The 12063-nt window shown below is 63.0% G+C and carries 11 protein-coding genes; 4 read left to right on the top strand and 7 right to left on the bottom strand.

Going from position 1 to position 12063, the window contains the following annotated elements; all coding sequences use genetic code 11:
- Positions 1-18: 18 nt before the first annotated feature.
- The 4 genes from K9B33_RS00780 to K9B33_RS00765 all read right to left on the bottom strand — a co-directional run bounded on the left by K9B33_RS00780 (position 19) and on the right by K9B33_RS00765 (position 4866).
- Positions 19-2526: a TonB-dependent receptor gene (locus K9B33_RS00780; protein WP_224545943.1), complete on the bottom strand. Its 2508-nt coding sequence runs from the start codon at positions 2524-2526 to the stop codon at positions 19-21.
- A gap of 78 nt (positions 2527-2604) precedes the next feature.
- Complete coding sequence (locus K9B33_RS00775) at positions 2605-3351, bottom strand: glucose 1-dehydrogenase (RefSeq protein ID WP_224545942.1); 747 nt, start codon at positions 3349-3351, stop codon at positions 2605-2607.
- Positions 3352-3354: 3 nt separating this feature from the next.
- Positions 3355-4443: an LLM class flavin-dependent oxidoreductase gene (locus tag K9B33_RS00770; RefSeq protein ID WP_224545941.1), complete on the bottom strand. Its 1089-nt coding sequence runs from the start codon at positions 4441-4443 to the stop codon at positions 3355-3357.
- Between the two features lie 45 nt (positions 4444-4488).
- Positions 4489-4866, bottom strand: a complete 378-nt coding sequence (locus K9B33_RS00765) for a nuclear transport factor 2 family protein (RefSeq protein ID WP_224545940.1) — start codon at positions 4864-4866, stop codon at positions 4489-4491.
- A gap of 403 nt (positions 4867-5269) precedes the next feature.
- Between K9B33_RS00765 and K9B33_RS00760 the strand changes: the two genes are divergently transcribed.
- The gene (locus tag K9B33_RS00760; RefSeq protein ID WP_224545939.1) at positions 5270-5980 is read left to right on the top strand and encodes a TetR/AcrR family transcriptional regulator; all 711 of its coding nucleotides are present in this window, start codon (positions 5270-5272) and stop codon (positions 5978-5980) included.
- 19 nt (positions 5981-5999) lie between these two features.
- Here K9B33_RS00760 and K9B33_RS00755 read toward each other — a convergent pair whose 3' ends face one another.
- Both K9B33_RS00755 and K9B33_RS00750 read right to left on the bottom strand, forming a co-directional pair.
- The gene (locus K9B33_RS00755; RefSeq protein WP_224545938.1) at positions 6000-6806 is read right to left on the bottom strand and encodes an enoyl-CoA hydratase/isomerase family protein; all 807 of its coding nucleotides are present in this window, start codon (positions 6804-6806) and stop codon (positions 6000-6002) included.
- Positions 6807-6845: 39 nt separating this feature from the next.
- Positions 6846-8078, bottom strand: coding sequence for a cytochrome P450 (locus K9B33_RS00750; protein WP_224545937.1), 1233 nt, complete (start codon positions 8076-8078; stop codon positions 6846-6848).
- Positions 8079-8253: 175 nt separating this feature from the next.
- On the opposite strand from K9B33_RS00750, the gene K9B33_RS00745 reads away from it, so the two are divergent.
- From K9B33_RS00745 to K9B33_RS00735, 3 genes are all read left to right on the top strand, one after another.
- A complete protein-coding gene (locus K9B33_RS00745; protein ID WP_224545936.1) occupies positions 8254-9003 on the top strand; it encodes a glucose 1-dehydrogenase in 750 nt (249 codons plus the stop codon).
- Positions 9000-10238 (top strand): MFS transporter, encoded by a 1239-nt coding sequence (locus K9B33_RS00740; RefSeq protein WP_224545935.1) that lies wholly within the window; start codon positions 9000-9002, stop codon positions 10236-10238. The genes K9B33_RS00745 and K9B33_RS00740 overlap by 4 nt, the downstream gene beginning before the upstream one ends.
- A gap of 162 nt (positions 10239-10400) precedes the next feature.
- Positions 10401-11114 carry a TetR/AcrR family transcriptional regulator gene (locus K9B33_RS00735; RefSeq protein WP_224545934.1) on the top strand — a complete coding sequence of 238 codons (714 nt, stop codon included), beginning with the start codon at positions 10401-10403 and terminating at the stop codon, positions 11112-11114.
- A gap of 36 nt (positions 11115-11150) precedes the next feature.
- Here K9B33_RS00735 and K9B33_RS00730 read toward each other — a convergent pair whose 3' ends face one another.
- A complete protein-coding gene (locus K9B33_RS00730) occupies positions 11151-12062 on the bottom strand; it encodes an alpha/beta hydrolase (protein ID WP_224545933.1) in 912 nt (303 codons plus the stop codon).
- Position 12063 lies beyond the last annotated feature (1 nt).

Genomic DNA, 12063 nt, shown 5'->3' with positions numbered 1-12063 from the left:
CGCGCCCAGCGGGAGAGTTCAATATTTGTAGGAGAGCGAAAGACCATAGACGGTCGGCTTGCCCCGATAGCGGATGAGCGTGTCGAGATAGGTCGACACGGCGGTCACATAGGATTTGTTCGTGATGTTGCGACCATAGAGGCTGGCGCGCCACCTGCCATCGCTGCTGCTCACCCCTGCCCGCACGTCGAGCAGGGCATAGCCATTGATCGTGAAATCGTCGGCAGGCAGCCCGGCATTGTGGAAGGTCGTGTTCTGCTTGCTTTGGTAAGTGAGTCCACCGCCCAGGAAAGCCTCCAGACTGTCCGACACCGGCACGCTATATTGCGCGTCGACATTGGCACTGAACTTGGGCGTGTAGGGTAGCTCCGATCCCTTGAAATTGCCGGTATAGCCCGCCGCATTATAGACGGCGAAGCCGTCGGCCGTCGCCGAATAGTCAGACTTGACCTTGCTCTTGAGGTAAGTGGCACCGGCGCTGAGGCGCAGGCCCTGAGCCGGACGTGCGACCAGTTCGCCTTCAAGACCGAACACATAGGATTTGGGTACGTTCAGCATCTTCTCCAGCAGGCCGAAAATGGTGTCCTGAACGCGGCCGCGTACCTGCTTGTTGGAATAGTCATAATAGAAGGCGGCACCATTGAATTGCAGCGCGCCATTGGCGAACGGCGCCTTGAAGCCGCCTTCATAGGCAATCACCTTTTCCTGCGTCGCCGGACTATACTGGTTCGCACGCGAGGCACCGATCGCCGAGAAGATGCCCGCTTTATAGCCCTGGCTGACGGTCGCATAGATCAGTGCGCCACCGTCGAACTTATAATTCGCGCCTACACGGAAGGAAATATTGTCCTCGGTGAGCGACTGGTTGACCGGGGTCAATGTCGATTTCGCGGTGCCGAGCAGAAGGTCGCCCGTCGTGGGGAAGCACTGCCCCGCCGCGATGGTGATCGGCACGCTGTTGAGAGCCGCGCCGAACAGGACGGCCGCGCCGGCGCCCGTCGGATCGCTGTAGCAGTAGCTCGCCTCCTGCTTGTTCTTCGTGTAGCGGATGCCGCCCTGCACGGTCAGTTGCGGGGTGACCTTATACTCGCCATTCGCGAACAGGCCGTAGCTGCGCATCCGGGAGTCGAATTCGTTGAGCGTGACCGAGATCAGGTCTGCGTTCGCGGAATAGTCTCCCAGATAGAAGAAATTGTTCTGGGATGTCCGGAGATTGTCGTAGCTCGCGCCAACGATGCCGTTGAAGCTGTCGGTATCGAGCGAAAGGCGGAGTTCCTGGTTGAACGATCGCACGTCGCCGAACAGCGGGACATCGACGACCTGGGCGGCCGTGCCGTCGAGGTCCTGATTATAGTCGAGCTTCTGCTTCGCCAGCGCGGCGATGTAGGTCAGCTTGAGCGTGTCGCTCAGGTCGAGATCGGCGCGACCCGCAAGCTGATAATAGCTGTTGTGCGACCGTCCCAGAAAGCCTTGCGTCCATTCGGCGTCTCGCGCCCGGCTGCTGACCGGCGTGCCCAGAAGGGCGTTCGCACCGGCTGCCGTGGCGGGGTTGGCGCTGCTGAGACGACCGACGACCACGGACTGGCGTCCCAGAAAGGATGCGTCATAGCCGGCCGACGTCGGCGTGGTCAGGTCCGCATAGCGCTGGGCATCGACCTGCGCATAGGGATTGCCCGATGCGGCGGCGGCGGCCTGGTCCGGGTAAAGATTGAGCGTGGTACCGGCATATTGCGGGGCCAGTGGGTCGGACCGGTCACGCGAGCCGGTCGCCATCAGCTCGATCTTCAGCCTTTCGGTCGGCTGGATGTCCAGGGTGAAGCGCCCCATGAACTTGCGCTGGTCGCCATTTTCGTCGTTCGGCCGCGACAGGCTGCGCTGCCAGGCACCGCCCGATACGCCCTTCACCGCCAGACGGGCGCGGATACCGTCGGCCAGCGGACCGCTGACGAAGCCGGACAGTTCCGCGCGGTTGAAACGCTCATAGGATGCGTCGAAACCCGCCGCGAAATCGGCGGTTGGCTTGCCGACGATATAGTTGATGGCGCCGCCCGTGGAGCTTTGCCCGAACAGCGTGCCCTGCGGCCCCTTGAGCACTTCGACCCGCTCGATATCGAGGTCGAGGCCATCCGACATCACCGGCACGTTGCGCGGAATCTGGTCGGTATAGACCGACACCGAAGGCGCCGCGCCGAAGGTGGCGTCGTAAAGGCCGATGCCGCGCAGGGTGAAGACCGGCGTCGAGTAGATCGACTGGGTAAATGTGAAGCCCGGCACGAGCTTCGCCAGGTCGGCCGGCCCGGAAATACCGCGATTGGACAGTTCCTCCGACGACGCGGCGGTGATGGTGAGGCCCACGCTGTTCACCGACTGCTCGCGCTTGTTGGCAGTGACGATGATGTCGGCGCTGTTGGCGGCCGGGGCCGCGGGTGGCTGGGGTGCGGCCGGTGCCGCCTGGGCCAGAGCCGGAGCGGCGCTCGCCATTAGTGCCAACACGGAAACCCGCGTCGCAAATATCGTCCTGTTCATGATATCCTCACCTCCCGTCTACGCTTATGCGAGATCCGTTGTTCAGGCCGCTTGCCGGGCCTTCTGCTTGTTGCGCCGTCAGCCGGCGATCATTGCGCCGTCGACCACATGTTCGGCCCCCGACACGAAACTGGCTTCGTCCGACGCCAGGAAGAGGACGACATTGGATACTTCCGAAGGCTGGGCAAGGCGGCCCAGAGGGATGGCCGCCGCCGCGCCGCCGCCCTGCTCGTCGGTCGCGGCGATCATCATGGGCGTCAATATGTAACCGGGATGCACCGAATTGACCCGGATGCCGGCATGGCCGAATTGTGTCGCGATCAGCTTGCTCATGCCGCGCACGGCAAATTTGCTGGCGCAGTAGGCGGCGTTGGAGGATTCCTTCGTGCCCAGCATCCCTGCAATCGAGGAGATGTTGACGATCGATCCGCCGCCTGCCCCGATCATGCCGGGAACGACCGCCTTCATGCCCAGGAACACGCCCAGCTGGTTGATCGCGCAGACCTGCAGAAACTCGGCCTCCTCGAAATCCAGCAGGCCCTTCACCGGGCCGATCACGCCCGCATTGTTGACGAGGACCGTTACCGGGCCGAAGCGACTTTCCGCCGCGGCGACGACGTCGGTCCAGTCCTGCGCCTTGGCGACGTCGTGGCGCAGAAAAAGCGCCGCATCGCCCAGCTCGGTCGCCAGCGCCTTGCCGCCCGCCTCATTCACGTCGGTCAGGACGACCTTGGCGCCCTCCCGCACGAACAGCCGCGCATGGGCTTCGCCCATGCCCTGCGCCGCGCCCGTGATGATGGCGACCTTGCCGGCGAGCCTGCCCATGGTTCAGGCCGCTACCGTCTGCTTGGCGTCCGACAGTTTCGGCGCGACTTCCTTGACCAGCAACTCCATCGACCGCTCCCACGGTTCGGGATTGTCGATATAGTCATGGCTGTAGACCAGCAGCGTGCCGAACGGCCCGCCCAGTTCGCCGAACCAGGCCTCCATCTTCTGTCGCACGGTTTCGACCGATCCGACGATCCAGACATGTTCGGCCAGATAGTCCGCATCCACATTCGCAGGATCGACCGACGGGTCATGGAGCAGGCCCTTGAGAACGCCGAAGCGCTCATAGGTCGGCTTGATATATTCCTTCCAGGCAAGGCCTATGCCGCCCTCGGTAGCGAGCTTGCGCGCTTCCTCGTCAGTGTCGGCGACGATCACGTCGCGCACGACGCGGTGGGCCGACCGGTCGGACTCGCGCCCGGCTGCCGTCATCGTGTCGCGGTAGGTTTCGAAATGGCTGCGCAGGAATGGATTGCCGGCATAGACCGACGCGGGCAGGAAGCCGTGCGTACCGGCGAAGCCGATCGAAGGCGACGGCGCACTGAGGCCCGTCATCGCCATCTGCATCGTCCCGCCCCATGGGCGCACGTCGCGCAGGGGCTTGTTGGGATTGGCTTGCGGGAAACCCGCGTTCCAGAACTGCCCCTCAAACTCGAAAGGCTCGCCCTTCCAGACCCGCTCCATGATATCGATCGCTTCGAGCATCATGGCGTGATTGCCCGACATGTCCTTGATCCCGCGCACGGCGGCGTCGGTCGGGTAGGCGCCGGTAGCGACGCCCAGCATGTAACGCCCTTCCAATATCTGGCTGAGCCAGGCGGTCTGGATCGCCAGCGTGGCCGGATGATGATAGGGCAGAAGATGGGCCAGCGGCCCGAACTTGATCTGGCTGGTCTGCAATGCCGCGGCCGCGATCACCAGTTCGGGGCTGGGAATGCCTTCCCAATTGAGCGTGCCATGCTCACCGACCCAATATTCGCTGAAGCCGATCTTGTCCGCGTGCACCGCCTGACGCAGCGCCCATTCGAACACCTGCCGCGGCGTACGCTCTGGGCGCACGAACGGCGTCTGGAACATCCCAACCTGCATCACTCACCTCTTCTACGAATATTTTTCCATGGCTGGGGCAGAACCTCATCCATGGTCCTTCCATTCGACCAATATGCCGGCCGGATCAAATCGCATCACGCTGCAAAATTTCAGACGGAACGCCTCCCCCGCCGCACCGAAGCCCGGCAGGTCCACCCTCGCCGTTCCGACATACCAGGCCTCGCGCACGACGATGTCTCCCGCGACCGTCACCCGTTCGGGCGCCTCGAAATGGCGATCCGGCACATAACTACCGGCAAAGTCGCGCAGCACCCCCAGCAGCGCATCGCGACTGGTCATCACGAAGGCACGATTGAAATGCGCGAAATCGAGGTCTGGCGCGATCATGCGCTCCATCGCATCGAAATCCTTGGCATTATAGGCCCGGATCAAAGCTTCCGCCGCGGCGGCTACGTCAACCATTTCCATTCTCCCGGCACATGGAAACATGTGGCAACCGGCCCGTAATTCTGGAAAAGCATAGGGAAATAGTGGGATAACGTCCCATCTTCCTCTCCTTCATTCTGCGCCGTCCGGCCCAGCAATCTGTTCTCTTATGCCGATCTAGCTACATCTCGACCTGCATAAGGTCAATTATAAAATCGACGTTTTATCGGAAATTTTGAGCAACCGGAGAGGCATATGTTCCCAAGCGACCGCTTTCCGCCATTTCTGCCGCACGACGCCGTTATTCTTCGTGCTTATTTTCCCGCACCTGTCAGGCTTTGGGGTTGCAGAGGATGCCAAGCCAAGGCAGTAGAGTGTGACAGAAGCGTGTAATGGGCGGCGTCCGCAGTCCGGGCGCCGCATGGATTTGGAGGCCTTCGTGGCGACAAAAGAAGTCGTGGGAGAGTCGGAGCAGATCGCATCGAACACCGCGAGCGCGTGGGACAGCCTGCTGGAGGAAATCGCTCACCGCCCAAAACGGGCGACGGAGCGCAAGCAGGACCGCGCCAAGCGCACCGAGCAGCAGATATTGAACGCGGCGCTGCGGGTGTTCGCGCGCGATGGCATTTCCCGCTCGCGGATTGCAGACATCGCTGCGGAGGCCGGCATTTCCACCTCCACCCTCTATGAATATTATAAGAGCAAGGAGGATCTGGCTTATGACGTGCCATTGTCCCACCTCGCCGAATTTTTCGAAAGCTATCATGCGAACGCGGCCAGCCGCACTTCGGCGCGCGAAAGGCTGCTGCTCTATCTGGTGATGTCGGCGGATTATGCGCGCGAACATGCCGAATGGGCACGGCTGCTCTATCTGGAAATCTGGCCTAGCGTCTTCGTCAGCGACACCGAACTGCGCCACAGCATCGACGACTTCACCCGCGTCATCCTGTTCCTGGTGAAGGAGGGCGTCGCCGAAGGCTGGGTTGCGCCGGACCGCAATCCCTATGAAACGGTCGCGCTGCTGATCGGCGGCGTCAACCAGCTCATCATCACCTGGCTGCTCTATCGCAAGCCCAAGAATCTGACACGGGCGGGCAGCGAGATGGCCGAACGGCTGATCGCGATGCTGGAGAATGAAGTCCGCCGGTAAGGCGGTGCGAACCGATGATTTAGCGATCCTCATAGCGCGGCGCGCGATGGTCCAGAAAGGCGCGCACGCCCTCCGCCCCGTCGCTGCCTGCCGTCAGTTGCGCAGTGAAGCTTTGCGCGTCCAGATAAGCTTCTGTCCAGCTCATACCCTCCAGCCGGGCGGACGCGACCTTGCGCGCGCGGATCGCAGGCAGGCTTTTCCCCGCAATGGCGCGCGCGAGCGCCATGGCGCGGGGCAGAACTTCGGCGGCGGGCAGGACATAGTTGAAAAAGCCCGTCGGTTCGAGTTCGCGCGCGGTGAAGCGCGCGCCGCTGAAGAGCATCTCGCGGATCTTAGCTTCGGGCATGTTCACATGGGCGAACAGCCCCGCCCCGCCCGCGACCAGTCCATAATCGATCTCCGGGCAGGCGAAGGCGGCATCCTCGGCGGCGATACGCATGTCGCACAGCGCCGCCAGGATCATGCCGATGCCGATCGCCGCGCCCGATATGGCGGCGATCACCGGCCGGTCGAGCCGATAGAAGCGCGGCAGTTGGGCGTTGATGAAGTCGTAGCGCGCCTTGCGCCCCGCGACGTCGATTCCATCGAAATCATGCAGGTCCGCGCCGCCGCACCAGGCGCGCGCACCCGGCGGCGCCGCCAGCACGATCGCCCTGATATCTTCGCTTGCCGCGACATGATCCGTGAAGGCGCCGATGGCTTCATAGACGTCGATCGACACGGCATTGACGGGCGGTCGATCGAACAGGATGAGCGCGACGCCATCGTCCATGACGGCCAGGGTGAAGGCGCCGAACGTCTCCCGGCGCAGGACAGATGCGGTCATCGTAGCGGATTTCCTGTAGCCAAGGGCCGGTAGGCAGGATCAGACATCCCACTCCAGGGTGAACGGCTTCACACTGCCCACGATGCCGTTGGAAAATCGCAGCAGCTCGTCCTTCGCCAGTCGAAATTCGGGAATGCGGGCGAACCATTCGCGCAACACCGTCTTCATCTCGATCCGCGCCAGATGCGCACCGGGACAGGTGTGCGATCCCTTGCCGAAGGTGGAATGTTTGCGCGCCTTGCGGCCGAGGCGGAATGCGAGCGGATCGTCGTTCATCGCATCGTCCAGCGCGACGACGACGGTCGGCGCCATCACCATCTCGCCGGCCCTCAGCTCCACGCCTTCGAACGTCCCGTCCTGTTTCACTTCGCGCGAGGAAGACACGACCGGGAAGCGGCGGAAGAATTCGAGCAGCGCATCGTCTATCCGCGACGGATCGGCGGCGATCGCCCGACGCAGATCATGATCGCGGGCGAGATAGGAGAAGGTGAAGCCGAGCATGTTGACGACGGTATCGAGGCCGCCCACCAGCACCTGGATACAGATATTCTGCGCCTCCAGATCGGTCAGCGGCCGGCCGCCGACCTGGCCGTTCACCATGCGGCTGATCATGTCCTGTCCGTCCGCGCCACGCCGCGCCGCAATGACCGGGGTCAGATAGTCGCGGAACAGTTGGGAGACTTCCGGATAGGTCAGCGACCCGTCAGGCCGGGTGAACTGGTCGGCCAGATGCTTGAGCTTGGGCAGGTCATCCACCGGCAGGTCCACGATCTGCATGAAGATACGGACGGGCAGTTGCTCGGCAAATTCCTCCACGAAATGGCATTGCCCCTTCCCTCGAAAGCCCTCGATCAGGCTGACCGCCAGGTCGACGATGCTGTCCTCGATCGGCTTGAGCGGCTTTGGCCCCAGATTTTCGTTGAGCAGGTTGCGAAAGGGCCGATGTTCGGGCGGATCGAGCGACAGCGGAATGAGGCGATAGGCCTCCCCCGCCGTATCCTTGGGCACCAGCACCGTCCGGTTGGAGAAACGCTCTGAATCCGACATCACGACATCAGAAATATCCGCCCGCAACGCGACCCAATGCCCCCCATTATGCGGGGTCCACATCAGCGGATGGGGGACTTGCGCCATCAATTCATGCCAGCTGGCGTGAAAATCGCTGCCTTCCGGAACATCGCGATATATGTCGAAGTCAAAGACGCGATCGTCGGGTACATTGTCGGGCTGTTGCGCCAGCATCGTCGCCGGCGCGGTCATGTCCGAAGCCATATCACTCTCCCCATGGGCGGGCGCTGTGGCGCCCTGCATTGCTCGGCACCTTATCCGCGACGCCCGGCATATAAAAGATTTTTCGTCGGTTTTTATCTGTAATTTTTCGAAAAAATCCGGCATCATGGAAATATCAGCATAATTTTACGATAAATAGTCGGTTATTTGGAGAGCAATGATGCGATTGAAGGGCAAGGTGGCGATCATCACCGGCGCGGCACAGGGCATGGGCGCTGCACATGCCCGCCGCTTCGTGGCCGAAGGCGCCAAAACATTGTTCACCGACATCAACGAAGCCGCCGGCGCTGCGCTGTCCGAAGAGTTGGGCGACAATGCCCTTTTCGTGAAGCAGGATGTGACGAACGAAGCGGACTGGCGGATGGTCGTCGAAACGGCCGAGCGACATTTCGGCCCGGTCAGCGCTCTCGTCAACAATGCCGGCATCATCGGGCCCGTGGCCAAGGCGGCCGACCTGTCCGAAGCCGATTTCCTGAAGGTATGCGCGATCAACCAGACGTCCGTCTTCTTGGGCATCAAACATGCCGTCCCGTCGATGATACGCGCCGGCGGCGGCGCCATCGTCAATATCTCGTCCATTTCCGGCATCGTCGCCATCTACGGCACGCCCAACGTCGCCTACGCCGCCAGTAAATTCGCGGTCCGCGGCATCACCAAACAGGCAGCGATCGAATATGGCGAACATGCGATCCGCGTGAACTCCGTCCACCCCGGCTATATCCGCACGCCGATGATGACGCAGGCGCTGGACGACGATCAGATCAGGATCGCCAGCGGATCGGTGCCGATCCGGCGTGTGGGCGAAGTAGAGGACGTGTCGAACCTGGTCGTCTTCCTCGCGTCCGACGAAGCCGGCTTCATCACCGGCACCGAATATATCATCGATGGCGGGCTGACCGCCCTTTGACGGGCCGCGCGTCCCTGGCCGAATGGCGGCGCAACTGGCATCTGGTGCTGCTGACCGTCATCGGCATCACCTGCGTGCCGACGACGCTGCCGGTCTATACGATCGGCCTGTTCGTCGCGCCGCTGCAGGCCGATTTCGGCTGGAGCCGGGGCGCGATCCAGGGCGCGATATTGTGCAGCACCGGCCTGGGGCTGGCCGGTGGACCGTTTGCGGGCTGGCTGGTGCGACGGATCGGCCTCAAGCGAGCCATCCTGTCCGGCCTCATCGGCATGGGGTGCGCGCTTGCATTGGCGGCGGCGATCCACGGCTCGCTCTGGCAGCTCTACCTCGCCTATGCGCTGATCGCGCTGATCGGCGCCGGGACCAGCGCGGTGACATGGAGTTGCCTGATCGCGGAGCGCTTCTCGGCGAGCCGTGGACTGGCGCTCGGCATCGCGCTGTCAGGCAGCGGCCTGTCGGCGGTGTTGATGCCACGCCTGGTGATGCTGGGCATGGCATGGGGCGGATGGCGGACCGCCTATCTGTTGCTGGCGGGCTTCGCGCTGCTGGTCATCCTGCCGCTCTGTGCCTTGATGTTGCCACGAACGGGCAAATATGCGGCGCACGAAACCGCCACCTCGTCCTCGGGCCGGTCCGGCCTGCCACTCGCTGCCGTGCTGCGCGACCGCCGCTTTTGGCTGATAGGAGCGAGCACGGCCGCCATCTATCTGGCGGTCGGCGGCATCATTCCCAATCTCGTCCCCGCGCTTGGCGACCGGGGGCTGCCGCTTGCGCAGGCTGTGACGATCATGGGCATATTGGGCGGCGCGATCATCGCGGGCCGAATCCTCGTCGGCCTGATGATCGACCATGTCTGGGCGCCGCTGATCGCCACCATCATCCTGCTGCCCGCAGCGGGCGCCTGTCTGCTGTTGATCAGCCATGCGGGCTTCACCGCCTATGCGGTCGCGGCCGCGCTGCTGGGCGCGGCGACGGGCATGGAATTCGACATGCTGGGCTTTCTGGTGGCGCGCTATTTCGGCCTCGCCGATTTCGCACGCATCTACGGCAGGCTCTATATGTTCGTCGCCGCGGCGGCAGGCACGGCGCCATGGGCCTATGGCGCGCTGCACGACCATCTTCACAACTACGACATCGCCTTCATCCTGTCCGCGCTTCTGCTGGCGGGCGGCGCGGCGGGGCTGCTTGCGCTCGGCCGCTACCCGGTCGATCCCACCGACTTGAAGGCGGTCTGATCGCAGCGTCGCCGAGCCCCTCAAACCGAAATTTCTTCGCCAATATTCCCATGGGCGCCAATATGCTGCATGGAACTTGAGAGGGCAGCGGCCTATTCTGCTTCCCTTCCCTGCCCTGCCCTGCCCTGCCCTGCCCTGCTCGGCAACATAATGGAGATCATAGTGCCAGCAAAAGACGTGATTACGGCCCAACCGTCGATGGCGCCGGAATCCGACAAGGGCTGGGACAGGCTGCTGCGGGAAATATCCCATCGGCCCAAACGCGCCACCGAGCGCAAGCAGGACCGCAGCAAGCGGACGGAACAACAGATATTGACCGGCGCGTTGCGCGTCTTCGCGCGCGACGGCATCTCGCGATCCCGCATCGCCGACATCGCGGCGGAAGCCGGCATTTCCGCCTCCACTCTCTATGAATATTATAAGAGCAAGGAGGATTTGGCCTATGACCTGCCATTGTCTCACCTCGCCGAATTTTTCGAAAGCTATCATGGGGCGGCCGCGTCCAAGACGACCCGCGAACGGTTGCTTCTCTACCTCGTCATGTCCGCCGATTACGCACGCGAACATGCCGAATGGGCACGCCTCTTCTATCTGGAAATCTGGCCCAGCGTATTCGTGACGGACACCGACCTGCACCACAGCATCAACGATTTCACGCGCGTCCTGCTGTTCCTGGTCAATGACGCGATTGCGGAAGGGTGGATCGCGCGCGATCGCAACCCTTATGAAACCGTCGCGCTGCTGACCGGCGGCATCAACCAGATCATCATCACCTGGCTCCTCTATCGCAAGCCCAGGAACCTGACCAAGGCCGGCACCGAAATGGCCGAACGGCTGATCGCCATGCTGGAGATAGAGGCGCGCACGACGCAATGAAGCGGCTCGACGACAGGGACATTTGGCGGACCGGCGTCAATCCGTAGCGAAATGTTCACGCGCGAAAAGGCCGATCTGGTCCAGCGATCGATCCGCTTCCTCCAGGAAAGGGAAGAGCGTCCAGATATGCACCATGCCTTCAGCCAGAACCAGTTCCACGTCGCCGCCCGCTTTCCGTACGCCGGCGGCCAGTCGCACGGCGTCGTCGCGTAGCACCTCAGCATCGCTGGCGGTCAGGAAGAGCGGCGGCAAACCATGATGCTGGCCCCAGACCGGAGAAGCCAGGGCATGGGCGCGCGGATCGCGATCTTCGATATAGACTTTGCCCATTTCCACGATCATCACGCGGTCGATCAGGGGATCGACGCCATCCAGCGTGACGGCGGACTCCCCTTCCCCCGCCAGGTCGAGCAACGGCGATATGGCGACACCCGCCAGCGGCAGCGGCAGGCCTGCGTCCCGCGCCGCCATCAGGACCGCGATCGCCAGCCCCCCGCCGGCAGAATCGCCGCTCACGATCAAGCGATCCTCGCCATGACGGTCGAGCATCGCCCGATAGGTCGTCATCGCATCGTCCACCGCAGCCGGATAGACATGGTCGGGCGCCAATCGATAATCGGGCACGATCACCGACGCCTTGCAAACGCGCGATAGCCGTTCCGCGAAATTGCGATACGCCCTGGCGCTGCCCATCACATAGCCGCCGCTGTGGAAATGCAGCACGGCGCGGCCACCGGCGTCGCCGACGCTGCCCGCCGTCACCTGCAGCGCGGCGACCCCGTTCAGGTCGATAACCTCGATCCGGGCATCGTCCGAAACAGGAAAGTTCGCGCAAAGCGCCTCGAACCCGTCGCGCCACGCATCGATCGGCGCGGTCGGTTCCGGCGTCGCCGCCCGAAACAGGTCGATCGCGCGCTGGTGCGCAGCGCTCTTGGACAGCCCGACCATG

It is taken from the genome of Sphingobium sp. 3R8 (assembly GCF_020166615.1).
Lineage (GTDB): Bacteria > Pseudomonadota > Alphaproteobacteria > Sphingomonadales > Sphingomonadaceae > Sphingobium > Sphingobium bisphenolicum.
Note: the sequence above shows the minus strand (reverse complement) of the source record. Positions and strands in the feature narration are given on the sequence as shown.